The sequence below is a fragment of the Paracoccaceae bacterium genome (assembly GCA_019454225.1).
Classification (GTDB): Bacteria; Pseudomonadota; Alphaproteobacteria; order Rhodobacterales; family Rhodobacteraceae.
The window spans coordinates 1,824,229-1,848,118 of sequence record CP075370.1 but is presented as its reverse complement, the minus strand read 5'-3'; the positions used below and the strand labels follow the sequence as shown (position 1 = coordinate 1,848,118).

Genomic DNA, 23,890 nt, shown 5'->3' with positions numbered 1-23,890 from the left:
CGATGTCAGAAGTTCAGCACCAGCGACACGCCCAGCTTGTTGTCGGTGCGGATCGCCCGGCTGTCGTTGTAGTCGGTCAGATAGCTGACCCGTGTGGTCAGGCTGTCCGTCATCTTGAAGTTCACACCCAGGTCGTTGTTCGCCCGCAGCGCCGACTTCGAGTTCAGCACATCGGTATCCATCGTCACAAAGGCCGTTTCGGTCAGTTTCCAGAACAGCCGCGACGAGGCGATTGCGCCGCCTTCGGTGTCAGACACGCCGGTGCCGTCCTTCAGGTAGCTGACACCGGGGCCGGCCTGGACGCGCCAGGCCACATCGGACGTGTTGACGATCCGATACCCCAGACCAAAGCCCAGGAAGGCATCGGTCTTGACGTCGTCAACCGTCGTGGCCAGGCCGTCGGTCTTTACCCGACCGAGGACGAAACCATACGCGTTCGGTGCAAAGTAGTAGTTCGCGTCATAGATGCCGAACACGTCTTCCTTTGTCTTGGACCCGGCGGCCTCGGCAAAGTCGAGCGCGATGCCGATCGACTGCACGAAGTCGCCCTGCGCATGGCGCAACCGGGCCCCCAGGGTGAATTCCTGCGTGTCCTGGTTGCCGGTCTTGGCCGCATAGGCCAGCGAGGCCGAGCCGGACAGGCCCGGACGGAATTCAGGGTTGCCGAACCGGCTTGCGTCCTCGGCCCGCGCGATATCGTCGCGCACGGCGGTGTCGATGTCATCCAGCCGGTCCTCAAGCGCCCGGGTCCCCGTAAGGGTCGCCTGAGCGAACGCGGCCGGGGCCGCCGTGGCGAGAAGAAGCGCGGCGACCGCGCCGGTCGAAAGCATGGTCTTCATGGCAAATCCACTCCATAAGTCCCGGCCGGCACATGCCGCAGCACCGGGGGTTGCTACCGACTGCGCACATAAGCACCTGACCGGGAAAGAAAAATTCGGAATACTCATGGATGACCCGAGAATTACTCATCGCAGTCGGGGGAACCGGAGCGCCGCACAGCAAACGGCCGGGCAGAAGCCCGGCCGCGCAATCATGTGCTGCCTGTGGCGCTCGCGGCGCAACTTCGCGCAATCGCCCTACAGGCTGTCCAGAAGTTCCGCGATGTCGCTCTCGGTCCGCTCGGCAACATGACGCAGCGTCTTTTCGGCGATCTCGGCAAGATCCTCGTCCAGATCGTCGCGCCAGACCGACCAGACCGGGTAGGGAAAGCGCGGCACATCCTCGACAAGATGCAGCCGACCGGCATCGACGTGCCGCTTGACATGTGCCGCCGGCAGGAAGGCCGCCATTCCGCGCCCGACCGCGAAGCGCGTGGCAAGCGCGCCAACCCCCAGCGTCAGGCCCGTGGCGCGCAGGCCGGGCAGGTTCTGCCCCTGGAAGGCCATGAACTCGGCACCCCAGTCGACCTGCGCATAGCGACCGTTCAGATCTTCCACCGTCGCCCCCTCCCATGACGCCACCAGGACCAGTTCATCCTCGATCAGCCGCTCCACCGACAGGCCGGGGCGGACGCGCGGCGTATGGGTCAGCATCACCTGCATGGCGCCCTCGGTCATGCCAAGTGTCAGCTCCTCGGTCGTGCCCATGTCGGCGCGGATCCCGAGGTCGGGCACCGCCTCGCGCAGGGCGTCGATCCAGCGGAACCCGATGCGCGGCCACAGTGTGACCTGCGCGCCGATGGTCAGCACCCGCGCAAATCCGTCGGGCACAGCAACGCGGGCGCGCGCCTCTTCCCAGGTGCGGATCAGCGAACGGGCATAGCCCTCGAACTCGCGGCCGTTGGGGGTCAGTTCGGCGCCGGTCTTTGCCCGCAGGAAAAGCTGCTGGCCAAGCTGGTCCTCAAGCCGCTGGATGCGCAGCGACACGGCCGACTGGGTGACAAACAACCGCTCCGAGGCCGCGATGAACGACCCGGTCTCGGCAACCTGAAGGAACGTCTTGAGAAGCGCGAGGTCCATGCCGCCAGAGAGTGCGACCGCGCCGCAGCCGCAAGGGGGCTCGCGGCGCCGTGACGCGCCCGCGGATCAGTGCCGCCGATGACCGGCGGCAATCCTCACGGGAACGGTGGCGATGGCGGGGGGCCTGTCACCTTTCGTGAACCTGCCGCCGCCGCCCGACCCCCTGTCGCCCATGCGCATCACCGCCACGGCAAACTGAACGCCGGCAAAGACAATGCCGTTGAACACCACGAGCATCGCCGCTGCGACCATCCCCATGTCGGACCCGAGGATCAGCCGACGCAGATGCGCCACGTCAAGTAGCAGCAGCAAGCTTACGAAGACCCCCGACAGGGCAAACCCGATCAGCACATTCACGATGTAGAGACGCACGAGTTTCGGCATGGCACCCTCCGGCTGGGTCGCATCCTAGCACGGGCACCGCAACGGAAAAGCGCCGCCTTGACGCAGGGGGGATCAGTCGAGCGGGGTGGCGTATTCCAGAACCGTCCCGGGGCCGGTCAGCGCCATCCGCACGCCGTCCGTTTCGATCCGGTCGACCTGCGACAGCGCCGCGAAATAGCGCGACTCGAACTCGAGCGCGGGGCAGGCCATCCGCGTTGCCATCACCGGACCGGCGCGGAATGCGGGGGCCGTTCCCGTCACTGATCCGCTGTAGCGGTTGCAGGGTCCCTGCCCTGCAAGACGCCCGGGCTCGGGAAAGGCAAGCGTCACCACCACATCCGGTGGTCCCTCGCCGTTCAGTGCGATCAGCCGCCAGACCCCGGGCCCCTCTGCCACGTCAGAGGCGGGCGCCATGGCAGGCATCAGGCAAAGCGCGACAAGCAGGGCAAGGACAGGGCGCATGGTGGTCTCCTCCATATGGGTCCGGCATGAGACGTATCAGAATCCGTCCGGCTTGGCCTCATGCGCCATATGATCGAGCACCGCATTCACGAAGGCGGATTCCTTGCCGCCGGGAAAGAACGCCTGCGCGATCGCCACATATTCGGTGATCACCACGCGGGGCGGCGTTTCCAGTTGCGTCAGTTCCGCCCCGCCTGCCCGGAACAGCGCACGCAGCACCGGATCGATCCGGTCGATGGGCCATTTCGCGACAAGCGCGCGGTCAGTCATCTGGTCGATGATCGCCTGCGCATTCACCGCATGGGCGATCACCGAGCGGAACAGGTCCACGTTGCCCTCGGCCAGTTCCGCGACCTCGCCATCCTCGATCTCGACCGTCGCGCCGAAGCGGTGCGTCTCGAACTCGCGCGCCACGGCTTCCACCGTCTGGCCCGAGCTTTCCATCTGGAAAAGCGCCTGCACCGCATAGAGCCGCGCGGCCGACTTGGCCCGGCGTTTCTCCTCGGTCTTCATCTGCCTGTCGGTCACGCCCGGTGCATCCCTTCCGCACGAAAGCCGATTCCCTTGCGCTCGCCCGACCAGCGGCGCGCGAGCGCCACCAGATGCAGCGCCGCCGCGGCCGCGCCGCCACCCTTGTCCTGCCCGGCCGGATCGGCACGCAGCACGGCCTGTTCGCGGTTCTCGACCGTCAGGATCCCGTTGCCGATGCACGCGCCCTGCAGGCCCAGCAGGCTGATCGCACGCGACGAGTCGTTGCAGACCGTCTCGTAATGCGTGGTCTCGCCCCGGATCACGCAGCCAAGCGCGACATAGCCGTCATAGTTCGCCATGCGTTCGGCCAGCCCGATCGCCGTCGGCACCTCAAGTGCGCCGGGCACCTCGACCAGATCGACCTCGGCGCCGGCGGCTGCGGCCCGGGCCCTTGCGCCCGCGATCAGGTTGTCGGCGATGTCGCGATAATAGGGCGCGACCACGATCAGCAGTTTCACCGGCCGGTCGAAGGCGGGCAGCGGCAGGTTGTAGTGCGTTTCGGTTCCGGCCATGGATCACTCCGATGCGGGGATGCTGCGGGTGCCGACGATTTCAAGGCCATAGGCCTCGAGCCCGACCACCTTGGGCTTTGGCGAATTGGTCAGCAGGATCAGATCCTTGATGCCCAGCGACGACAGGATTTGTGCGCCCAGCCCGTACTGGCGCAGCGTCTGCGGCGAAACCTCGTGATCGCTGACCATCTTCATATGCAGGTCGCGCAGCAGCACAAGGACACCCCGCCCCTCGGCCGCGATCAGCCGCATCGCATCGCCGAACTCACGGCTGCGGCCGGGTGCGCCGAGACCGAGCACGTCAAGTTGCGGGTCCAGCGTGTGCATCCGCACCAGCAGCGGCCCGGGGGCGGTGATGTCACCCTTGATCAGCATCACATGCTCGGCGCCCTCGGTCACGTCGGTATAGACGCGCATCGTCCAGTCGCCGCCGAACTCGCTGGACACCTGACGCTCCGATGACACCTTCACGAGGTTGTCATGGCGGCGGCGATACGCGATCAGGTCGGAAATCGTGCCGATCTTCAGGCCGTGGCGCTGCGCAAAGGCGATCAGGTCGGGCAGGCGCGCCATCGTGCCGTCCTCGTTCATGATCTCGCAGATCACGCCCGAGGGGTTGAGCCCGGCCAGCCGCGCCACATCCACCGCCGCCTCGGTATGCCCCGCGCGCACCAGCACGCCGCCGTCGCGCGCGCGCAGCGGGAACACATGGCCGGGCGTGGCGATGTCGGCGGCGCCCCGGGTCGGGTCGATGGCCACGCTGACCGTGCGCGCGCGGTCGGCGGCGGAAATGCCCGTGGTCACGCCTTCGCGCGCCTCGATCGACACGGTGAAGGCCGTTTCGTGCCGGCTGGAGTTCTTCGGGCTCATCAGCGTCAGGCCGAGCGCCTCGATCCGCGCCGAGGGCAGCGCCAGACAGATCAACCCGCGCCCGTGGGTTGCCATGAAGTTGATGACGGCAGGCGTACACATCTGCGCGGGGATCACCAGATCGCCCTCGTTCTCGCGGTCCTCATGATCGACGAGGATGAACATCCGGCCGTTGCGCGCGTCGTCGATGATCTCCTCGACCGAGGAAATCGCATCGGAGAAATCAGGGCTGTCGGTCATCAGGGTCCCCCGGGGCATTTCCCTGCCTCTAGCGCGGGCCGCGCGCGAAGGCCAGAGGCACGCCCCGTCACAGGGCGGCGAAGAACCGGTCGGCCGGAACAGCCGCGGCCAGCCGTCCGGCCGCCGCCCAGTCGGCCTCAAGCCCATGGGCCGCGATCAGGATCGCCCGGTCTGGGGGAACCGTGCCGAGCGCATCGCGCAGCCGCGCCCGCGCCTCGGAAAAGGCGGCCAGCGCCGCCGGGGCCGGATACGCTGCATCCAGTGCCGCCCCCGCCAGCGCCAGCAGGACCGGCGGGCTGATCGGCCGGGTGGCCAGCCCGATGCGCGCCGCCCCCGCAACCGCCGCGACCTTGCCAACACGGTCGGATGGCAGCGCGCGCCCGGCCAGCGCCATCAGCGCATTTGACGAAAACAGCACGGCCACCACGTCATGCCCGGTGGTCGCCCGGATCCCCGCATAGGTCCGGTAGTCGAGCCCAAGCTCGGCGGCACGCCGCAACCGGCCGCGCAGCACCTCGATGGGCAGGTGCGGCACCAGCGCAGCCCGCGCCGCGCCCCAGCAATGCCGCCGCCAGGATTGCCCGCCGTCCATCGACGGGCCGCGGTTGTGGCCGATCCCTGTCACATCCCCCACTCCCGCAACCGGGCGACATATCGCGCCAGGGTGTCGATCTCCAGGTTCACCGCATCGCCCTCCGCCACGCTGCCCCAGGTCGTCACCGTCTGCGTGTGCGGGATGAAGTTGATCCCGAAATCCGCTCCCTCGACCTCGTTGACCGTCAGCGAGGTGCCGTTCAGGCAGACCGATCCCTTGGGGGCGATGAACCCCGCCAGATGGTCAGGTGCGCGGAACGTGACCCGAAGGCTGTCGCCTTCGGGGCGCAGCCCGACCACCCGCGCCAGGCCGTCGACATGGCCCGACACGATGTGCCCACCCAGTTCGTCGCCCACCTTCAGCGCGCGTTCCAGGTTGATCCGCCGTCCCGGCCGCCAGTCGCCCGCGGTCGTCTTCGACACGGTTTCCGCCGATATCTGCACGTCGAACCAGTTGCGCGGCGCCGTGCCAAGCGCGATGACGGTCAGGCAGACGCCGTCGCAGGCGATCGATGCGCCGATGTCGATGGTTCCCGTGTCATAGGCCGTGGCAATCCGGGCGCGCAGGTCGCCCCCGCGCTCGACCTCCAGCACCTCGCCCATGTCGGTGACGATCCCGGTGAACATGTCGCTGCCTCCTGGTCCTGCTACCGAGGTAGCCGCCGCAACGCGCGGCTGCAAGTCCCGCCCAATTTCCGCCTGCATTGCCCTGTATCGACCCGATGCGCCACCTGTTCATTCCATCCGATTGCGGCAAGAATGACCGGCACGGCGCGGAGGAACGACATGCGCGCATCCGGCGAGGGCCGCCGCTTCCTGCTGCTCCAAGGGCCTCACGGGCCCTTTTTCCACCGCCTCGGCCGCATGCTGCGGTCTGCGGGGGCAGAGGTCTGGCGCGTCGGGTTCAACCGCGGCGACCGCGCCTTCTGGCCCGACACGGCCAGCTACATCCCCTATCGCGGCACGGTGGCCGACTGGCCCGGCGCCTTCCGCGCGCTTCTGGCAGATCGCGCCATCACCGACGTCGTGCTTTACGGCGATACCCGCCCGATCCATGCCACTGCCGTGGCCGCCGCGCGCGACGCGGGTGTCACCGTGCATGTGTTCGAGGAGGGGTACATCCGCCCCTACTGGGTCACCTACGAACGCGGCGGATCGAACGGACATTCCCGCCTCATGGATCTCTCCGTGGCCGAGATGGCGGCGGCGCTTGCACGTTCGGACGCAGAACTGCCCGACGCCCCCGCCCGGTGGGGCGACATGCGCCAGCACATGTTCTGGGGCGCGCTCTACCACTGGTTCGTGCTGACCGGCTTCTGGGACTATCGCAATTTCCGCCCGCATCGCGCGCTGACCGTCCGGCAGGAATTCCTGCTGTATCTGCGCCGGTTCCTGCTGATGCCGTTCCATCGCTGGGAACGCGCGTGGGAGACGTTCCGGATTCGCCAGGGCGGCTTTCCCTATCACCTCGTGCTGCTGCAGCTTGAGCATGACACCAGCTTCCAGAAACACTCGCCCTTCTCCACGATGACCGAATTCCTGGCCCTGGTGGTCGAGGGGTTCGCCCGTGGCGCCCCGCCGCATCACCGCCTGGTGTTCAAGGCCCATCCTCTCGAGGATGGCCGCGTACCGGTGCTGCACGACATCCGCACGCTTGCCCGCCGTCATGGCGTGGCCGACCGCGTGCATTTCGTGCGGGGGGGCAAGCTTGCAGGGCTGCTGAACCGGGCGCGTTCGGCGGTGACGGTGAACTCCACGGCCGGGCAGCAGGTGCTGTGGCGCGGCCTGCCGCTGAAGATTTTCGGGCGCGCGATCTACGGCAAGCCCGAGTTCGTCTCGGCGCAGCCGCTGGCCGAATTCTTCGCCAATCCCGACCGGCCCGACGCGCGCGCCTATCGCACCTTCCGCCATTACCTGCTGGAAACCAGCCAGGTTGCCGGCGGCTTCTACTCCTCGCGGGGGCGGCGCGAACTGCTACGACAGGTTGTGGACATGCTGCTGATGCCGCAGGATCCCTATGACGCGCTGACCGCCGGGATCGCGGCACCTCGGCAACAGTTGCGCCTCGTGACCTGACCGCCAAACCGGGGACTGGCGTTTTTTGTCGCCTTTCTGTAGGGTTGCAGACAAAACTTGAGGCAAAGCCAAGAACAACGCTCCAAACAAGGGGTCGAGCAGTGACAGGAATGGCAATCAGGGCAGCCCGCGGGGCCGTCCTCTTCGCGCTCGTATTGGGCGTTGCAGGCTGCGGCCTGCCGCGATCGGGCCCCAACAAGGCCGAGATCTTCAAGGGTTCCGTGCTGAAGGAAGGCGACGCCTTCATCGTCACCGTCAACCCGCGCGTCACCCGCGCGACCTCGGTGCTGCCCGCGCTCGGCTTCGGGTCGAACTTCCGGAACGCGGGCGTTGTCGGCTCGGACCTGATCTCGCCTGGCGACACCCTGGCCCTGACGGTCTTCGAGAACGTCAAGGACGACCCGCTTCTGGGCAACACCGGGCAACGGGTCTCGGTGCTGGAAACCGTGCAGGTCGATGGATCGGGCTTCATCTTCGTGCCCTATGCGGGCCGGATCAAGGCTGCCGGCAACACGCCCGAGGCCTTGCGCCAGGCAATCAGCCGCAAGCTCGACGCGCAGACGCCGGACCCGCAGGTCACCGTGCAGCGCGTGGCCGGCGACGGCTCGACCGTATCGGTCTCGGGCGCGGTCGGGGGCCAGGGCGTCTATCCGATCGAGCGGCCGACCCGCATGCTCAGCGCCATGCTGGCGCGGGCGGGCGGCGTCGCGATCGAGCCTGCATCGGCCATCGTCCGGGTGACACGCGGCGGTCATACCGGGCAGATCTGGCTGGAGGACCTCTACGCCAACCCCGCGCTCGACATCGCGCTGCGCCCGGGGGACCGGATCATCGTCGAACGCGACACGCGCGCCTTCGTGGCCCTTGGGGCCACCGGCGCGCAGAACCGCATCCCGTTCGAGACACAGGCGCTTTCCGCGATCGAGGCGATCGCCACCGTGGGCGGCCTCAACACCTCGCTCGCCGACCCGACGGGCGTCTTCGTGTTCCGCAACGAGCCTGCGGAAATCGCCAACCAGGTGCTCGGCCGCAATGACCTTCAGGGCGATCAGCGCATGGTCTACGTGCTCGACCTGACGCAGCCGACCGGCATGTTCGAGGCGCGCGACTTCCTGATCCGCGACGGCGACACCGTCTATGTCACCGAGGCGCCCTTCGTGCAGTGGCAGAAGACGCTGAGTGCGATCACCGGCACCGCAGGCGCGGCCAGCACGATCTCGGACATCGGCAGCGGTTCGTGACAACGGGATGAGCGCGGGCGCCCCCGACCCCGCTGCCGCCATTCCCCGGCGGCTGCGGGTGTTCAGCGCGGGCTTCCTGACCAATCGCCCGCTGCGCCGGATCATGGCCGCGGCGGGCCACGACCTGCGTGCGGGCTGGCCCGGCGAGGGCGAGGGCGTGGCGGTCTGGGGCCGGTCTCCCCATGCCTGGCGCGGGGAATGGGCCGCGGCCCGCAGTGGCGCGCCGCTGGTGCGGATCGAGGATGCCTTCCTGCGCTCACTGCGCCCCGGTCGCGCGGGCGATGCGCCGCTCGGCCTGATCATCGATCCGCTCGGGGTGCATTTCGACGCCGCGGCACCGTCGCGGATCGAGACCATCCTTGCAACCGACCCGCTGGACAATTCCGATCTTCTGACCCGCGCGAGGGACGGCATGGGCCGCCTGGCCCTGCATGACCTGTCGAAATACAACATGCACGATCCAGACGCCGCGCTGCCGCCGCCCGGCTACGTTCTGGTGATCGACCAGACGCGGGGCGATGCCTCGGTCCGCCACGCGGGGACCACGCCCGATGTCTGGGCGCGAATGCTCGGCGCCGCGATGACCGGGCATCACGGTGCCCCGGTGGTGATCAAGACCCATCCCGAAACCGCCATGGGCCTGCGCCCCGGCCATTTCGGCCCGGCCGATCTGCGGCCCGGCGTGACGCTGCTGTCGGCGCCCGTATCGCCCCGGCGCCTGCTGGAAGGGGCGGTTGCGGTGCATACCCTGTCGTCGCAGATGGGGTTCGAGGCGATCCTCGCCGGGCATCGCCCGCATGTCTGGGGCGGCCCCTTCTATGCCGGATGGGGATTGACCGAGGACGATCTGGCCTTTCCCCGCCGCAAGCGCCGCCTGACGCGGGCGCAGCTCTTCGCGGCCGCAATGATCCTTGCACCGGTCTGGCACGACCCCTGCCGCGATCGACCCTGCACCTTCGAAGAGGCGCTCGACCAGATCGAGGCCGAGGTGCGGGCGTTCCGCGAGGATCGGCGCGGCCATGTTGCCTGCGGCATGCGGCTGTGGAAGCGGCCGCGCCTGCAGCAGGTGTTCGGGCGCGAACGCCCGCTGGTCTTTGCCGACACGCCGGCCCGGGCGATTGCCGAGGCGCGGACGCGCGACCGCCCCATCCTGATCTGGGCAGGGCAGGAACCCGAGGGCTTTGCCGACGCGGCAGGTGCCCCGGTGCGCCGGGTCGAGGACGGGTTCCTGCGCTCGCGCGGCCTTGGCGCCGCCCTGGTGCCGCCACTGTCGCTGGTGGCCGACGATCTGGGCATCTACTACGACCCCACGCGCGAAAGCCGGCTGGAACGGCTGGTCCTGGCGCCGCTGCCGCCCGGCGGGGCGCGGCGGGCAGACCGGCTGGCGGCGGCCCTCGTGGCGCAGGGTGTCACGAAGTACAACCTGCCGGGCGCCCTGCCCGAGCTGCCGCAGGGGCACCGCCTGCTGGTTCCCGGTCAGGTCGAGGACGACGCCTCGATCCGTCTCGGGGCAGGGACGGTGCGCACCAATCTGGCGCTGCTGCGGGCGGCCCGCGCCGCCCATCCCCGCGCCGTCATCGTCTACAAGCCGCATCCGGACGTCGAGGCCGGCCTGCGGCCCGGAGCCATTGATGACACGGCGCTGCAGGGCCTGGCGGATGTCGTGACCCGTGGGGCAGATCCGGCCGCGCTGCTGGCGGCCTGCGACGAGGTCTGGACGATGACCTCGCTGATGGGGTTCGAGGCGCTGCTGCGCGGCAAGCCGGTGACCTGCCTGGGCGCGCCGTTCTATGCCGGATGGGGCCTTACCGCCGACCTGGGGCCGGTGCCGGACCGCCGCCGCCGCGCGCCCGACGGGCACCCCCTGCCCCGCCCCGGCCTGGCTGCGCTGGTCCATGCCGCGCTGATCGCCTATCCGCGCTACGTCGACCCGATCACCCTGCGGCCCTGCCCGCCGGAGGTCGCCGCCGACCGGCTGGCCAGCGGCGCGGTCCCGAAGGCCGCCCTGTGGAACCGGCTGCTCGCCAAGGCACAGGGCGCGCTGGCCGGACAGGCGCACTGGTGGCGGTAAGAAGTCACTTTCCGCAGGTGGTAATGCCTTTCTCGACCATCTCTTGCCATTTCGGCCCAAGCACACCCTTGGCATCCACGCCGTTGGAATAGCCAGGATCAGCACGATTCAACATTACAACGCCCAACGCTGCGTCGTGACTGCCGTAAATCATTGGCCCACCTCCACCGAATGTTGTCGTAGCATTGCCGTAGGTTGTGTTGCCGTAGTTCTGTAGCGTTCCTGTGGTGGTCGCATAGGTTGGCGAGCGCTGAATAACCCCCACATTGTTCGCCGACTGCGCACCGACAATGACGAATCGTTCAAATCCCCTTCGAATCGTCTCAACAGCGGCCATCCTCGCCGCAACGCCCTGTGCCCCGGAAGAACCGCAGACGGGGGCAGCTGAGGTATTGATAATTATCTGATTTCTAGCAACCGGCGTGACTGAGGTTGATGCACATGAGGAGAGTAGAAAGATTGCGAAAGGAATAAATTGTTTCATTGATCACCCCTGTCACAGTAGCGCCGACTATTTATTGCGCGTACTGATGTGTCAATCGCGTCAGTAGATGTACCGAATCTGCTCGGTCCAGAACCGTTCCATCCGTTTCAGGCTGGTGGTGATCTCGTCCATCGCCGACAGCCCGATCACGCCCCGCCGATCCAGAGTCGCGGCATGGCGCGAGAACAGGTCCGACAGCAGGGCCCGCACCCGCCGCCCCTTTTCGGTCAGCCGCACCCGCACCGACCGGCGGTCCACCTCGGACCGCTGGTGGTGCATGTAGCCCAGATCGACCAGCTTCTTCAGGTTGTAGCTGACGTTCGACCCCTGGTAGTAGCCGCGCGTCTTCAACTCCCCCGCCGTCACCTCGTTGTCGCCGATGTTGAACAGCAAGAGCGCCTGAACCGCGTTGATCTCCAGCACGCCCAACCGCTCGAACTCGTCCTTGATCACGTCCAGCAACAGCCGGTGCAGCCGTTCGACCAGCGACAAGGCCTCAAGGTATCCTGTCATCATCGCCCGGTGCGAACCGTCCAGAACCTCGTGCTGCATGATCCTCTCCGCCCGTTGCAACCGCGGGGCAGAATCAGCACGAAGCGCAAACATTCCGTAAACTCGCGGCGATTTCGCCGCGAATTATCAGGCGGGTCGGTCGCGTCGGACGAAGGCCGCGATCTCGGCGATCAGCGGCGCATGGGCGGCGGGTGCCGCCTGCGACCCCAGGACCCAGGGCAGCAGGTCCTGATCGTTTTCCAGCAGCAGCCGGTCGAACCGGTCCAGCGTCCCGTCATCCATCGCCGCCAGCCGGGCATCGGCAAAGGAACCCAGGATCAGATCCATCTCCTTGGTGCCCCGCCGCCAGGCGCGCATCGCCAGGCGTTTCAGCCGCGCCTCGGGCGTCTCGGCGACCGTGGTCATGCGGCATCCTCGCGCAACAGCACGCGCAGCCGTTTTTCCGCCCGCCCGACATCGGCGGACAGCACAACGAGCGCGTTGCGCAGCCGCGCAAGATCGGTCAGCACCTCCTGCGCCTCGGCGGCCAGCACGGTCTGCGCGGGCGGACGGTCCAGCCCGTCACCCTCGCCCGTCAGCAGCCAGCGGATCGACACGCCCAGCATTCCGGCCGCCATCTGCAACCTGTTGGCGCGCGGGTCGGCCCGGTCGTCCTCCCATGCCTGGACGGTGGTCAGCCGCACGCCCAGCCGGCGCGCCAGATCCTCCTGGCTCAGCCCCGCCGCCTCCCGCGCACCGGCCATCCGATCGCCGAAGGTCGCGGCCTCGTCGCTGAACCATCCCTGTTCCGTGTCGGTCATCTTGCCTCTCCTGCCTGCGATACCGCTTGAACGCCGATGCACCGGACCCTAAGAGAACCTGCCCCGAACGTCCACCCGAGAGGTCCCGGCCGATGGCCTTCCTGTCCGATACGCTTGCCCGTGTGAAACCCTCGCCCACCATCGCCGTGACGATGAAGGCGGCCGAACTCAAGGCCGCAGGGCGCGATGTGATCGGTCTCGGCGCGGGAGAGCCCGATTTCGACACGCCCGACCACATCAAGGCGGCCGCCAAGGCGGCGATCGACGCGGGTCGCACGAAATACACCGCCGTCGACGGCATCCCCGAGCTGAAAAAGGCGATCTGCGCCAAGTTCGCGCGCGAGAACGGGCTGACCTATGCGCCGAACCAGGTGACCGTGGGCACCGGCGGCAAGCAGATTCTCTACAACGCGCTCGTCGCCACGCTGAACCCGGGCGACGAGGTGATCATCCCCGCACCCTACTGGGTCAGCTATCCCGACATGGTCCTGCTGGCGGGCGGCACGCCCGTGCCGGTGACCTGCGGCATCGAGACGAATTTCAAGCTGACGCCCGCGCAGCTCGAGGCCGCAATCACGCCGCGCACCAAGTGGTTCATCTTCAACTCGCCCTCGAACCCCACCGGCGCGGGCTACACGGCCGACGAACTGAAGGCGCTGACCGACGTGCTGATGCGCCACCCGCAGGTCTGGGTGATGTCGGACGACATGTATGAACACCTGGTGTTCGACGATTTCGTCTTTGCCACCCCCGCGCAGGTCGAACCGGGCCTCTACGACCGCACGCTGACCTGCAACGGCGTGTCGAAGGCCTATGCGATGACCGGCTGGCGCATCGGCTATGCCGCAGGCCCCGCGCACCTGATCAAGGCCATGGGCACCATCCAGTCGCAGTCCACCTCGAACCCGTCCTCGGTCAGCCAGTATGCGGCGCTCGAGGCGCTGACCGGGCCGCAGGATTTCCTTGTCCCGTTCCGCGCCGCATTCGAACGCCGCCGGAACCTCGTGGTCGGGATGCTGAACGACGCGCCCGGCATCGTCTGCCCGAAACCCGAAGGGGCGTTCTACGTCTATCCCGACATCTCGGGCCTGATCGGCAAGACCACGCCCGCCGGAACGAAGATCGCCGATGACGAGACCTTCGCCACCGCGCTCCTGGAAGAGACGGGCGTGGCCGTGGTCTTCGGCGCGGCCTTCGGGGTATCGCCCAACTTCCGCATCAGCTACGCTACCGCCGACGACGTGCTGCGCGACGCCTGCACGCGCATCCAGCAGTTCTGCCGGAGCCTCGCATGACCGACCGCGCCACGCCCAACCTGCCCGCCCGCGATTTCGGCGAAACGGCAGCCTTCTGGGCGCGGCTCGGTTTCCGGACGTCCTATCGCGATGATCACTGGATGATCCTGGCGCGCGGCGACATGCAGGTGGAGTTCTTTCCCCATCCCGGCGTGGACAAGTGGTCAAGCTGGTTCTCGGCCTGCCTGCGCGTCGATGATCTTGACGCGCTCCATGCCGAATGGGCGGCACTGGACCTGCCCCGGGACAACACCGCGATCCCGCGCCTGACCGCGATCACCGACCGCCCCCCGGTGCCCCGGATGTTCGCAATGGTCGATGCCGATGGCAGCCTGATCCGGGTTCTCGAGAACGGCAGATAGGGCAGCGATGGCCGGCGATCTTCCCGACCATTACTTCCGGGTGCGCGAGAACGGCGCGGCTGTCTATCGCGTGGACACCGAGAACCGGAACCGCCGGATCGAGATGGACCAGATCGCCACGGTCAACGTGAAGAACGGCGACGTGAAACCCCACGGCGACCGCAAGCTGACGCCCGAGGATCGCGCCGCCATCGACCGCTGGCTGAAGGATCGCCAGAGGCTGCTGGCGATGCGCGAGGTCGACGACATCCTGCGCGCCGTCGACCATCTGAACCTGACCGCGCAATGGGTGCAGTCGCGGGCGACCGACGCCCAGCTGGAACAGGTGACCGACACGCTGCTGCTGGCCATGCATGACCTGCGCAGCGTGCTGGTGCGGAAAAAGGCCGAACGGCTGACCCGCGACACGGACACCGCCGAATAGGCCTGCCGCCGCGAAGATTCTGCCGTTTTTCGCCCCGGCCCGGAATGCCCGGGCAAGTGTGCCCCGCCCACCGCCCGTTCCGCGCAAGAATTCACCGCACCATGGCGATTTGATCAAAACTTCTTCCGCTGTGGCCGGCGCAGCCCCATCACCCCCGTTGCGCCCCCCGGCGCTTCCCTGCGAAGATGCGGCGAAACCGGCACCGGAGGGGAAGATGCTGAACGCAGAAGTGGCCAGGCGGCGCGATCAGGCGATCTCGCGCGGCGTGGGGATGATGACGCAGATCTATGCCGACCGCGCGCTGAATGCCGAGGTCTGGGATATCGAGGGCAACCGCTACATCGACTTTGCCGCCGGCATCGCCGTCGTCAATACCGGCCACTGCCATCCGCGCGTCATGGCAGCCGTGACCGAACAGCTGGGCCGCTTCACCCACACCTGCCATCAGGTCATGCCCTACGAGCCCTACATCCGCCTGGCCGAGCGGCTGAACGACAAGGTTCCGGGCGACTTCCCGAAAAAGACGATCTTCGTCACCACCGGCGCCGAGGCCTGCGAGAACGCGGTCAAGATCGCCCGCATCGCCACCGGCCGGAATGCGGTGATCGCCTTTGGCGGCGGCTTCCACGGCCGCACCTTCATGGGCATGTCGCTGACCGGCAAGGTCGAACCCTACAAGAAGGGCTTCGGCGCGATGATGCCCGATGTCTATCACGTGCCCTTCCCGATGGGGCCGCACGGCATCTCGACCGCCGATGCGATGAAGGGCATGGAAAAGCTGTTCAAGGCCGATCTCGACCCCGCCCGCGTCGCCGCGATCATCTTCGAACCGGTGCAGGGCGAGGGCGGGTTCTACCCCGCGCCCACCGACCTGGTGCGTGCCATCCGCCAGCTCTGCGACCAGCACGGCATCGTCATGATCGCCGACGAGGTGCAGACCGGCTTTGCCCGCACCGGCCATCTCTTCGCGATGCAGGCGCATGGCGTGGCCGCCGACCTGACCACCATGGCCAAGGGCCTGGCGGGCGGGTTGCCTCTGGCGGCCGTGACGGGGCGGGCCGACCTGATGGACGCCGCCAACCCCGGGGGCCTCGGCGGAACCTATGCCGGCAATCCGCTGGGCATCGCCGCCGCCAATGCCGTGCTGGACGTGATCGAGGACGAAGACCTCTGCGCGCGCGCCAACGAACTGGGCAGCCGCCTGAAACAGCGGCTCGAGGCGATCCGCTCCACCACGCCCGAGATCATCGACATCCGCGGTCCCGGCTTCATGGTGGCGGTGGAATTCGCCAACCCCGGCAACGGCGAACCCGATGCGGGCTTCACCAACCGCGTACGGCTCGAGGCGCAGAAGCGCGGTCTGATCCTGCTGACATGCGGCGTCTACGGCAATGTCGTGCGGTTCCTTGCCCCGATCACCATTCCCGACGCCCATTTCGCCGAAGCCATGGACATCCTCGAGGCTTCCGTCGCGGCGGCCCGCGCCTGAACCGGGCCCCGGCAACGATCCCGGCCCGCTGCCCTGCAGGGTGGCGGGCCGTTCGATTCCGGCCAACGACCGGCTAGGCGGCCCCGGCACAACCGGCTAACCTCACGCCCGAAACGCAGGGAGGTATCCATGACGCATGGTTTCGACACGCTTCAGATCCACGCAGGCGCCCGGCCCGACCCGGCCACGGGCGCGCGGCAGGTGCCGATCTACCAGACCACCGCCTATGTCTTCCGCGATGCCGACCATGCGGCGGCGCTCTTCAATCTCCAGGAGGTCGGCTACATCTATTCGCGCCTCACCAACCCCACCGTCGCGGCGCTTCAGGAACGCATCGCCACGCTCGAGGGCGGGGCCGGCGCGGTCTGCTGTTCCTCGGGCCATGCCGCGCAGATCATGGCGCTGTTCCCGCTGATGAACCCGGGCTGCAACGTCGTCGCCTCGACCCGGCTCTACGGCGGCACGGTGCAGCAGTTCACCAACACGATCCGCAAGTTCGGCTGGTCCGCCCGCTTCGTCGATACCGAGGATCTGGACGCCCTGCGCGCCGCCATCGACGAGAACACCCGCGCCATCTTCTGCGAATCGATCGCCAACCCGGGCGGCTACATCAGCGACCTTCCGGTCCTTGCCCGCATCGCCGAGGAACATGGCCTGCCGCTGATCGTCGACAACACGAGCGCGACACCCTACCTCTGCCGCCCGATCGAGATGGGGGCGACGCTGGTCGTCCATTCGACCACGAAATACCTCACCGGCAACGGCACGGTGACGGGCGGCGCCATCGTCGATTCCGGCCGGTTCGACTGGTCGGCCTCGGGCAAGTTTCCCTCGCTCGCCGATCCCGAACCCGCCTATCACGGGCTCAAGTTCCACGAGGTGCTCGGCCCCATGGCCTTCACCTTCCATTCCATCGCCGTGGGCCTGCGGGATCTTGGCATGACGATGAACCCGCAGGGCGCGCACTACACGCTGATGGGGATCGAGACGCTGTCGCTGCGGATGCAGAAGCATGTCGCCAACGCGCAGATGGTCGCCGAATGGCTGGAAGGCCACCCGCTTGTGGACACCGTGACCTATGCGGGGCTGCGGTCATCGCCCTGGCACCACCGGGCCGAAAAGGTCTGCCCGAAGGGGGCGGGGGCGCTGTTCACCTTCGCGCTCAAGGGCGGCTATGACGCCTGCGTCAAGCTCATCAACAACCTGAACCTGTTCAGCCATGTGGCCAACCTCGGCGACACCCGGTCGCTGATCATCCACTCGGCCTCGACGACCCACCGCCAGCTGACCCCCGAACAGCAGATCCGCGCGGGGGCCGCGCCGAATGTCGTGCGGGTGTCGATCGGAACCGAGGATCCGGCCGACATCATCGCGGATCTGGATCAGGCCCTGACCAAGGCCCACGCCTGATGGCGACGGGCGGGGCCGCCATGGCCCCGCCCGGCCTGCCCGTCAGGGCAGGAGTTCCCATACGACGGTAACCGAGGCTCGGATCGCGACCTCGCCCTGCTCGACCGGCACCGGGCTGGCCAGGGCGGCATCGGCACGGAACATCGGCGCCGGCATCCCGCCGCCGCCGCCCTCGCCGATCGTCAGCACCCGGCCCAGCCGCACGCCCGCCGCCGCCGCCAGCAGTTCGGCCCGGCGCCGCGCATCGGCCACCGCGCGGTTGCGCGCCTCGTCCATCAGCGGGCCGGGCTCCGCCATGCCGAAGGCCAGGCCGTTCAGCGTGTTCGCCCCGTCCTTCACCGCCGCATCCAGCACCGTCCCCAGCCCGTCAAGGGCCCGCACCCGCACGGTCACGCCATTCACCGCCTGATAGCGGTCGATCCGCTGGGGCCGGTCCCCCGAATAGTTGGACCATACCGGGTTCAGCGACAGGCCCGAGGTCTGGATGTCGCGCCCCTCGATCCCGGCGGCACGCAGGTTCGCGATCACCGTGGCCAGTGCCGCCGAATTGGCCGACAGCGCCTCGGCCGCCGTGACGCCCTCGGTCGTCACGCCCAGCGTGAGGGTCGCGAGGTCCGGCGCGGCCTCGACCTGGCCCTCGCCGGTCACCGTGATCTGCGGGATCGCCGCCAGCGGCAGCGGCGCATCCGCCCGGGCGGGCAGGCCGAAGGCCACCAGCGGCAGCGCCGCAAGCGCGGCCAGGGCAAGGGTGGTCAGGACAGGTGTGGTCTGGGGGCGCATCGGTAACCTCCGTGATCTGCGCGACGCTTCCCCATTGTGACGCAGGTCGCAAGCCGTTCCTTGGATCGCCGGGGCGGTCGGCTTTCCTTCGGCGGAAACCTGCTGTAGGAAAGAAGAATTTCGTGGCGTGCGCTACCGGCGCGCCGCTTAGCCATGCTAGACCGGCCCGCGATGAAACCGAACTTCGCCCTCACCCTGACCTTCGAGACGATCGGGATCCTGCGCCGCACCAGACGCGGCTGGATGGTCGTCGGCGAGGTGGCCACCGACAGCCCCGACCTGGAAGAAGCCCTGTCCTACCTGCGGTCCAAGGTTCTTGGCCTGTCGCCGCAGGGCTTTACCACCAAGGTTGTTCTGCCCGCCTCGGAAATCCTCTACACCCGCATCCCGGCTACCGGCACCGCGGACGAACGGCGCGCGACCGTCCGCGCCGCACTGGACGGGATGACGCCCTATGCGGTGGACGATCTGGTCTTCGATCTGGCCGAGGACGGTCAGGTCGCCGTCGTCGCGCGCGAGACGCTGGAACAGGCCGAGGCCTTTGCCACGCAGCACCGGCTGAACCCGGTCAGCTTCGTCGCCATGCCGGACAGCGGGCAGTTCCCGGGCGAACCGTTCTTCGGCACTGCGCAGTCGGCGGCGGCGATGATCGCGCCGGACGAAACCGTGGAACGCGACGACCAGCCTGTCGCGGTCGTGTCACGCGACGACGTGCGCGCCGCCCGCGCCGCCGAGGTGGCCAAGGCGACCGAGGCGGCACGCCTCGCCGCGGAAAAGGTGGCGGCAGCCGCGCGCGACAGATCGGGCGGCGCAGCGCCGCAGACCGCGCCCCCGGCAGAACCCGCCGCACCCGCACAGGCGATTGCGGGCGGCCCGGATGCAACCCCGGCAACCGCCCCCGCCGACAGCGCGCCCCCGGTCGAACCGCCCGCCGCGGCGGCGCCTGCCGCCACGCCGGACCCTGCGGCCGACACTCCGTCCACCGACAGCGCGCGGACCCCGCCCGAGGGCGACGCGCCACCGCCCGAGACGGCGGCCCCTGCCCCGAAGCCGGATGATGGCATCAAGCCTGCGGCCGACGGCCCCGCAGTCGAACCCGCGCCCCCGGCCCCGGCCGTGCCCGAGGCGGCGCCCGACACGGCGCCCGAGCCACCCATGGCCAAGGCCGAACCCGCCCCGGTCTCCGGGCCAAAGCCCGACCCCCTGGCGCCACCGCCGCTTGGCCGCCCGGCCGCGACCGCGTCGCCACCGCAGGACAGCGCCACCGCGCCGGAACCCGCAGCCGCAGCGGATGCGAAACCCGCGGGCGCAACCGTCGCCCCACCCGATCCGAAACCCGCGGCTGCGGATGTCGCGCCGCCGCCCGTCGCCGCAGCCGCGACGGGGGCCGACATCGCGGCGGCCCTGCCCGATGCGCCGGGTCCGGCCGGGGTCAAGGCCCCCGCGCGCGCCTCTGGCGCCGAACCCGCGCCGGACACCACACCCCTCGCCAGGCCCGAGGTCGCGACGGCCGACACCGCAGCGGCTTCGGCCGATGCCGCACCGGTCGGCAAGGCCGCGGCAGCGAAAACCGCCGACCCGGCGACACCCGGAGCCCCCGCCGCGGCCGCCGCCGGAACCCCGACAGGCACCGCACCGCCGGAACCCTCGCCCTCCTTCTCCAGCCGCCGCCGCGCCGATGCCGGTTCGGCACCGCAGCGGGGCGCCGCGCCGCCGCCCGCCGCCCGCAGCACCGGCCCGGCGGTCGCGCCGCCGCCCGCACCGGCGCCGCGCGCGCAGCCCGTGGTTCCGCCCCCGGCGGCCGCCGCGACACGGACAGAACCGGTTGCCGCCGCCACCCTGACCCAGCCACCCCGCGCCAGCGCATCGCCCCGCGCGGGCGCGACGGCAACGGTCGGCGGCAAGGCCAAGTCGATCATCACCTCCGTCACCGCCCCCATGATCCCGGGCAAGCGCGTGCAGACCCGCCCGCTGCCCCCCCCGGCCCAGCCCGGCGCCACCCCCGCCCCGGCACAGCCCGCCGCCAGGCCCGCGACCGGCACGGGCCTTGGCCGCAAGGCCGCTGCGCCCCCGCGCGGCAAGCCCCGGTATCTCGGGCTCGCGCTGACCGGCGTGCTGCTGCTGTTCCTTGCCATCGTCGCGGCCTGGTCCTCGATCTACCTGTCGCGCGACGACACCGCGCCGGACCCTGCGGTCCAGGTGGCCGAAACCCCGGCCCCCGATGCGCCGCTGCCCACCGCCCCGCCGCCGCTTGAGGTGACGGCGGGCGACTCCGTCGCCCCGCCACCCGCACCTGAGGCCGTGGCCGAACCCGCGCCCGCCGCCGATCCGGCCGGAACCGAGGTCGCGGCCGCCGACGCCACGGCCGAGGCCGAACCGCCTGCCCCAGCCGAGGTCCCGCCGGACCCGGAACCCGCGGCCGAGGAAACGGCGGTCGAGATACCGCCCGAGGCACCGCCCCCCGGCCTGAACGACGTGGCCGCCACCGCTGCCGCACGGCAGGCGCAGGCCACCGACGCGCAGCCCGAAATCTTCCTTCCCTCGAACGATGCAGCCCCCCCGGGCTTTGACGCGATGGCCCTGCCGGGCCCGGTCGCCCGGGCTGATCCGCCCCCCGCCGCGCCGATGCCGCCGCCGCCGGCCGGAACGGTCTATACCTTCGACACCGATGGCCGGATCGAGGCCGGACCGCGCGGCGTCGTGACGCCCGATGGTGTCTGGCTGATCGCCGCGCGGCCGCCGGTGCTGCCACCGGCCCGCCCCGCGCCACCGGCCGCCGCGCCCGAGGCCGCCCCCGCCGCCGAACAGGCGCAGGCCCCGCCGCCAGACCCCGCCACCGCCACCGAAGCCACTGCCTTCCAGCCCGATCCCGCCGCCGCCGCCCGCCGCCCCGAAGGCCGCCCCGCCGCGCTCACCCGGCCCCCCGCATCCGAGACGCCGCCCGATGCCGATGTGCAGGCCGAGGATGACGCGGCGCTGACCACCCCCGCCGATCCGCGCTTTGCCACGCTGCGCCCGCGCGGGCGCAGCCCCGCCATCCTCGCCCGCGCGGAAGAGGCGCGGCGCACGGCCGAGGCGGCCTCGCTGGTCGCCACCACCGCCACGGCTTCGGCCTTCGCAGATGCCAGCCCGCTGGCCGTCCCGATCTCGCGCCGCCCCGCCGCCCGTCCCCGCGATTTCAGCCGTGCCGTTGCCGCCGCCGTCGCCGCCGCGACCGGCGCCGCCCCGGTGGTCGAGGCCGCCGCGACCCGCAGCGCCCCGGCCGCCCCCGCGTCGCAGCCGCGCGCGGCCGAGCCCGAGGAAGAGGACGAGCCCGAACTCACCGCCGCCCGCGCCGCGCCGCGCATCCCCACCCGCGCCGACGTGGCACGCCAGGCGACCTTCGCCAACGCGATCAACCTGTCCCGGCTGAACCTGATCGGCATCTACGGCACCGCATCGAACCGCCACGCGCTGATCCGCACCGCGAACGGGCGCTATACCAAGGTCAGGGTAGGTGACCGGGTGGATGGCGGCACGGTCGCCGCCATCACCTCGACCGAGGTGCGCTATCAGAAAAGCGGGCGGATGCTGACGCTCGCCATGCCGCGCGGCTGATCACGACGCCTTCAGGACGCCGCGCTCGATCTGGTCGGCCTCGATCGATTCAAACAGCGCGCGGAAATTCCCCTCGCCGAACCCGTCATCGCCCTTCCGCTGGATGAACTCGAAGAAGATCGGGCCGATCACGGTCTTCGAGAAGATCTGCAGCAGGATGCGCGTCTCGCCGCCATCCACCACGCCCTCGCCGTCGATCAGGATGCCGTGCTTCGCCATCTGCTCGATCGGCTCGTCATGGCCCGCCACCCGGGTTTTCGACAGCTCGTAATAGGCCATCGGCGGTTTCGGCATGAACTTCAGCCCGCGCGCCGCAATCTCGTCGGTCGCGGCATAGATGTCCTGCGCGCCCACCGCGATGTGCTGGATGCCCTCGCCCTTGTAGCGCTTCAGGTATTCGACGATCTGCCCGGTCTCGCCCCGGTCCTCGTTGATCGGAATGCGGATGCGCCCGCAGGGGCTGGTCAGCGCGCGGGAAAACAGGCCGGTATACTTGCCCTCGATGTCGAAGAACCGGATCTGCCGGAAACCGAAGATCCCTTCATAGAACCGGAACCAGGTGTCCATGTTCCCCTTGTGAACATTGTGCGTCAGGTGGTCCAGATAGTGGAACCCCACGCCTTCCGGCTTGGGCGAGGTGACGAAGTCGAACCCCGCATAGGGGTGCGCGCCGTCGCGGTAGGCCTCGATGAAATAGATCAGCGACCCGCCGATGCCGACAATCGCCGGCACGTCCAGCACCTTGTCCGCCCCCTCATAGGCCGTGGCACCGCGCGACACCGCATGTGCCAGCGCGTGCTGCGCATCGACCACCCGCCAGCCCATCGACGGTGCGCAGGGTCCATGCTCATCGACAAAGCGGCGCGCATGGCTGCCGGGTTCGTCATTCAGCACATAGGTGATGTCGCCCTGCTGCCAAAGCTCGACGGCGCGGGTCGGATGGCGGGCGGTCATCGCATAGCCCATCATCGCGAACAGGTCGCGCAGCTTCTGCGGCTCGGGATGGGCGAACTCGACGAACTCGAACCCGTCCGTGCCAGCCGGGTTCGCCTCGGAAATGACAGCCTGCGGGGCCTGGTGCGGGAAGGGTCCCATGATGCGCTCCTGTTCTCTGGTCAATGCCAGAATACCGCATCTCACATGCAGGTTTTCCGCGTTCTTTCTTTCCAGACACTGAAATCGCGCGTATCTCTCGCATCAGTTGGGCATCGAACGAGGGATTCCCGCATGATCGACGCGACAGACACGCGCCTTCTTGCCGCGATTCAGGACAATGCCATGCTGACCGCGCAGGACCTCGGCGAACGGCTGAACCTGTCCGCCAGCCAGGCCGCCCGCCGCCGCCAGCGGCTGGAGGCGGAGGGCGTGATCACCCGCTACCGCGCCGAGCTCGATCCCGCCCGGATCGGCCTGGGCGTCGAGGCGTTCATCCGCGTCGTGATGGCCACCCACAGCGAACAGAACGCCCGCGACTTCGTGCGCCTGACCCGGGTGCAGCCCGAAATCACCGGCGCGTGGACCCTCACCGGCGAGGCGGATTACCTGTTGCGCGTGTTCTGCGCCGATCTGGTGGCGCTCAACCGGCTGGTGCAGCAGGTGCTGCTGCCTCATCCCGCCGTCAGCCGCGTGCAAAGCCAGATCGTCATGGAACGGATCAAGCCCGACGCGCCGCTGCCGCTCTGACCCGCGCGTTGCGTTAACCCCGCCCCCGGGGCACGGGCCGTCGGGACGGATGCCATACGCGGAACCGACGGCTGCGGGACGGCGGACGGCCCCGGGGTTTTGCCGCAGTTCCAA

Annotated in this window: 25 protein-coding genes; 10 read left to right on the top strand and 15 right to left on the bottom strand. The window is 69.2% G+C overall.

The features are described 5' to 3' along the window. Window positions 1-5 precede the first annotated feature (5 nt). From KF887_08810 to KF887_08770, 9 genes are all read right to left on the bottom strand, one after another. Window positions 6-839, bottom strand: coding sequence for a DUF481 domain-containing protein (locus KF887_08810; protein QYK43177.1), 834 nt, complete (start codon window positions 837-839; stop codon window positions 6-8). A gap of 237 nt (window positions 840-1,076) precedes the next feature. Further along, entirely contained in the window at window positions 1,077-1,958 is an 882-nt protein-coding gene (locus KF887_08805; protein ID QYK43176.1) for a LysR family transcriptional regulator, read from the bottom strand. Window positions 1,959-2,024: 66 nt separating this feature from the next. Continuing rightward, entirely contained in the window at window positions 2,025-2,342 is a 318-nt protein-coding gene (locus tag KF887_08800; GenBank protein QYK43175.1) for a hypothetical protein, read from the bottom strand. A 72-nt stretch (window positions 2,343-2,414) separates the two neighbouring features. Further along, window positions 2,415-2,804 (bottom strand): META domain-containing protein, encoded by a 390-nt coding sequence (locus KF887_08795; protein QYK43174.1) that lies wholly within the window; start codon window positions 2,802-2,804, stop codon window positions 2,415-2,417. 36 nt (window positions 2,805-2,840) lie between these two features. Beyond that, window positions 2,841-3,317: a transcription antitermination factor NusB gene (gene nusB, locus KF887_08790; protein QYK43497.1), complete on the bottom strand. Its 477-nt coding sequence runs from the start codon at window positions 3,315-3,317 to the stop codon at window positions 2,841-2,843. Between the two features lie 11 nt (window positions 3,318-3,328). Further along, complete coding sequence (locus KF887_08785; protein ID QYK43173.1) at window positions 3,329-3,847, bottom strand: 6,7-dimethyl-8-ribityllumazine synthase; 519 nt, start codon at window positions 3,845-3,847, stop codon at window positions 3,329-3,331. A 3-nt stretch (window positions 3,848-3,850) separates the two neighbouring features. After that, on the bottom strand, window positions 3,851-4,957 hold the full coding sequence (gene ribB / locus KF887_08780) for a 3,4-dihydroxy-2-butanone-4-phosphate synthase (GenBank protein QYK43172.1): 1,107 nt from the start codon (window positions 4,955-4,957) through the stop codon (window positions 3,851-3,853). A 67-nt stretch (window positions 4,958-5,024) separates the two neighbouring features. Further along, window positions 5,025-5,582, bottom strand: a complete 558-nt coding sequence (locus KF887_08775) for a hypothetical protein (GenBank protein ID QYK43496.1) — start codon at window positions 5,580-5,582, stop codon at window positions 5,025-5,027. Then, window positions 5,579-6,178 (bottom strand): riboflavin synthase, encoded by a 600-nt coding sequence (locus KF887_08770; GenBank protein ID QYK43171.1) that lies wholly within the window; start codon window positions 6,176-6,178, stop codon window positions 5,579-5,581. Before KF887_08770 ends, KF887_08775 begins: the two co-directional genes overlap by 4 nt. A gap of 159 nt (window positions 6,179-6,337) precedes the next feature. Between KF887_08770 and KF887_08765 the strand changes: the two genes are divergently transcribed. The 3 genes from KF887_08765 (at window position 6,338) to KF887_08755 (ending at window position 10,939) form a co-directional block, all read left to right on the top strand. Beyond that, a complete protein-coding gene (locus tag KF887_08765) occupies window positions 6,338-7,627 on the top strand; it encodes a capsule biosynthesis protein CapA (GenBank protein QYK43495.1) in 1,290 nt (429 codons plus the stop codon). Window positions 7,628-7,737: 110 nt separating this feature from the next. Next, a complete protein-coding gene (locus KF887_08760) occupies window positions 7,738-8,868 on the top strand; it encodes a polysaccharide biosynthesis/export family protein (protein ID QYK43170.1) in 1,131 nt (376 codons plus the stop codon). 7 nt (window positions 8,869-8,875) lie between these two features. Next, a complete protein-coding gene (locus tag KF887_08755; protein ID QYK43169.1) occupies window positions 8,876-10,939 on the top strand; it encodes a capsular polysaccharide biosynthesis protein in 2,064 nt (687 codons plus the stop codon). A gap of 4 nt (window positions 10,940-10,943) precedes the next feature. Here KF887_08755 and KF887_08750 read toward each other — a convergent pair whose 3' ends face one another. The 4 genes from KF887_08750 to KF887_08735 form a co-directional block, all read right to left on the bottom strand. Further along, complete coding sequence (locus tag KF887_08750) at window positions 10,944-11,423, bottom strand: hypothetical protein (protein ID QYK43168.1); 480 nt, start codon at window positions 11,421-11,423, stop codon at window positions 10,944-10,946. Window positions 11,424-11,483: 60 nt separating this feature from the next. Then, complete coding sequence (locus KF887_08745; protein ID QYK43167.1) at window positions 11,484-11,975, bottom strand: MarR family transcriptional regulator; 492 nt, start codon at window positions 11,973-11,975, stop codon at window positions 11,484-11,486. Window positions 11,976-12,062: 87 nt separating this feature from the next. Continuing rightward, on the bottom strand, window positions 12,063-12,341 hold the full coding sequence (locus tag KF887_08740) for a succinate dehydrogenase assembly factor 2 (GenBank protein ID QYK43166.1): 279 nt from the start codon (window positions 12,339-12,341) through the stop codon (window positions 12,063-12,065). Then, entirely contained in the window at window positions 12,338-12,736 is a 399-nt protein-coding gene (locus tag KF887_08735) for a helix-turn-helix transcriptional regulator (protein QYK43165.1), read from the bottom strand. Before KF887_08735 ends, KF887_08740 begins: the two co-directional genes overlap by 4 nt. A 92-nt stretch (window positions 12,737-12,828) precedes the next feature. Here KF887_08735 and KF887_08730 point away from each other — a divergent pair, with 92 nt between their 5' ends. From KF887_08730 to KF887_08710, 5 genes are all read left to right on the top strand, one after another. After that, entirely contained in the window at window positions 12,829-14,031 is a 1,203-nt protein-coding gene (locus tag KF887_08730; GenBank protein ID QYK43164.1) for a pyridoxal phosphate-dependent aminotransferase, read from the top strand. Further along, window positions 14,028-14,393, top strand: a complete 366-nt coding sequence (locus KF887_08725) for a bleomycin resistance protein (GenBank protein QYK43163.1) — start codon at window positions 14,028-14,030, stop codon at window positions 14,391-14,393. The genes KF887_08730 and KF887_08725 overlap by 4 nt, the downstream gene beginning before the upstream one ends. A gap of 7 nt (window positions 14,394-14,400) precedes the next feature. Continuing rightward, entirely contained in the window at window positions 14,401-14,817 is a 417-nt protein-coding gene (locus tag KF887_08720) for a hypothetical protein (GenBank protein ID QYK43162.1), read from the top strand. A gap of 214 nt (window positions 14,818-15,031) precedes the next feature. Further along, on the top strand, window positions 15,032-16,306 hold the full coding sequence (locus tag KF887_08715) for a 4-aminobutyrate--2-oxoglutarate transaminase (protein ID QYK43161.1): 1,275 nt from the start codon (window positions 15,032-15,034) through the stop codon (window positions 16,304-16,306). Window positions 16,307-16,435: 129 nt separating this feature from the next. After that, the gene (locus KF887_08710) at window positions 16,436-17,716 is read left to right on the top strand and encodes an O-acetylhomoserine aminocarboxypropyltransferase/cysteine synthase (GenBank protein QYK43160.1); all 1,281 of its coding nucleotides are present in this window, start codon (window positions 16,436-16,438) and stop codon (window positions 17,714-17,716) included. A 42-nt stretch (window positions 17,717-17,758) separates the two neighbouring features. Here KF887_08710 and KF887_08705 read toward each other — a convergent pair whose 3' ends face one another. Beyond that, window positions 17,759-18,496: an SIMPL domain-containing protein gene (locus KF887_08705; GenBank protein ID QYK43159.1), complete on the bottom strand. Its 738-nt coding sequence runs from the start codon at window positions 18,494-18,496 to the stop codon at window positions 17,759-17,761. A gap of 171 nt (window positions 18,497-18,667) precedes the next feature. On the opposite strand from KF887_08705, the gene KF887_08700 reads away from it, so the two are divergent. Next, window positions 18,668-22,093 carry a hypothetical protein gene (locus KF887_08700; GenBank protein QYK43158.1) on the top strand — a complete coding sequence of 1,142 codons (3,426 nt, stop codon included), beginning with the start codon at window positions 18,668-18,670 and terminating at the stop codon, window positions 22,091-22,093. Here KF887_08700 and hppD read toward each other — a convergent pair whose 3' ends face one another. Then, complete coding sequence (gene hppD, locus KF887_08695) at window positions 22,094-23,188, bottom strand: 4-hydroxyphenylpyruvate dioxygenase (protein ID QYK43157.1); 1,095 nt, start codon at window positions 23,186-23,188, stop codon at window positions 22,094-22,096. A gap of 132 nt (window positions 23,189-23,320) precedes the next feature. Here hppD and KF887_08690 point away from each other — a divergent pair, with 132 nt between their 5' ends. Beyond that, window positions 23,321-23,776: an Lrp/AsnC family transcriptional regulator gene (locus tag KF887_08690; protein QYK43156.1), complete on the top strand. Its 456-nt coding sequence runs from the start codon at window positions 23,321-23,323 to the stop codon at window positions 23,774-23,776. Window positions 23,777-23,890 lie beyond the last annotated feature (114 nt).

What these genes read in the sequence shown, in the direction of transcription:
- KF887_08810 (QYK43177.1), bottom strand. Translation starts at nt 839, where the DNA reads ATGAAGACCATGCTTTCGACCGGCGCGGTCGCCGCGCTTCTTCTCGCC.
- KF887_08805 (QYK43176.1), bottom strand. Translation starts at nt 1,958, where the DNA reads ATGGACCTCGCGCTTCTCAAGACGTTCCTTCAGGTTGCCGAGACCGGG.
- KF887_08800 (QYK43175.1), bottom strand. Translation starts at nt 2,342, where the DNA reads ATGCCGAAACTCGTGCGTCTCTACATCGTGAATGTGCTGATCGGGTTT.
- KF887_08795 (QYK43174.1), bottom strand. Translation starts at nt 2,804, where the DNA reads ATGCGCCCTGTCCTTGCCCTGCTTGTCGCGCTTTGCCTGATGCCTGCC.
- nusB (QYK43497.1), bottom strand. Translation starts at nt 3,317, where the DNA reads ATGAAGACCGAGGAGAAACGCCGGGCCAAGTCGGCCGCGCGGCTCTAT.
- KF887_08785 (QYK43173.1), bottom strand. Translation starts at nt 3,847, where the DNA reads ATGGCCGGAACCGAAACGCACTACAACCTGCCGCTGCCCGCCTTCGAC.
- ribB (QYK43172.1), bottom strand. Translation starts at nt 4,957, where the DNA reads ATGACCGACAGCCCTGATTTCTCCGATGCGATTTCCTCGGTCGAGGAG.
- KF887_08770 (QYK43171.1), bottom strand. Translation starts at nt 6,178, where the DNA reads ATGTTCACCGGGATCGTCACCGACATGGGCGAGGTGCTGGAGGTCGAG.
- KF887_08765 (QYK43495.1), top strand. Translation starts at nt 6,338, where the DNA reads ATGCGCGCATCCGGCGAGGGCCGCCGCTTCCTGCTGCTCCAAGGGCCT.
- KF887_08760 (QYK43170.1), top strand. Translation starts at nt 7,738, where the DNA reads ATGGCAATCAGGGCAGCCCGCGGGGCCGTCCTCTTCGCGCTCGTATTG.
- KF887_08755 (QYK43169.1), top strand. Translation starts at nt 8,876, where the DNA reads ATGAGCGCGGGCGCCCCCGACCCCGCTGCCGCCATTCCCCGGCGGCTG.
- KF887_08750 (QYK43168.1), bottom strand. Translation starts at nt 11,423, where the DNA reads ATGAAACAATTTATTCCTTTCGCAATCTTTCTACTCTCCTCATGTGCA.
- KF887_08745 (QYK43167.1), bottom strand. Translation starts at nt 11,975, where the DNA reads ATGCAGCACGAGGTTCTGGACGGTTCGCACCGGGCGATGATGACAGGA.
- KF887_08740 (QYK43166.1), bottom strand. Translation starts at nt 12,341, where the DNA reads ATGACCACGGTCGCCGAGACGCCCGAGGCGCGGCTGAAACGCCTGGCG.
- KF887_08735 (QYK43165.1), bottom strand. Translation starts at nt 12,736, where the DNA reads ATGACCGACACGGAACAGGGATGGTTCAGCGACGAGGCCGCGACCTTC.
- KF887_08730 (QYK43164.1), top strand. Translation starts at nt 12,829, where the DNA reads ATGGCCTTCCTGTCCGATACGCTTGCCCGTGTGAAACCCTCGCCCACC.
- KF887_08725 (QYK43163.1), top strand. Translation starts at nt 14,028, where the DNA reads ATGACCGACCGCGCCACGCCCAACCTGCCCGCCCGCGATTTCGGCGAA.
- KF887_08720 (QYK43162.1), top strand. Translation starts at nt 14,401, where the DNA reads ATGGCCGGCGATCTTCCCGACCATTACTTCCGGGTGCGCGAGAACGGC.
- KF887_08715 (QYK43161.1), top strand. Translation starts at nt 15,032, where the DNA reads ATGCTGAACGCAGAAGTGGCCAGGCGGCGCGATCAGGCGATCTCGCGC.
- KF887_08710 (QYK43160.1), top strand. Translation starts at nt 16,436, where the DNA reads ATGACGCATGGTTTCGACACGCTTCAGATCCACGCAGGCGCCCGGCCC.
- KF887_08705 (QYK43159.1), bottom strand. Translation starts at nt 18,496, where the DNA reads ATGCGCCCCCAGACCACACCTGTCCTGACCACCCTTGCCCTGGCCGCG.
- KF887_08700 (QYK43158.1), top strand. Translation starts at nt 18,668, where the DNA reads ATGAAACCGAACTTCGCCCTCACCCTGACCTTCGAGACGATCGGGATC.
- hppD (QYK43157.1), bottom strand. Translation starts at nt 23,188, where the DNA reads ATGGGACCCTTCCCGCACCAGGCCCCGCAGGCTGTCATTTCCGAGGCG.
- KF887_08690 (QYK43156.1), top strand. Translation starts at nt 23,321, where the DNA reads ATGATCGACGCGACAGACACGCGCCTTCTTGCCGCGATTCAGGACAAT.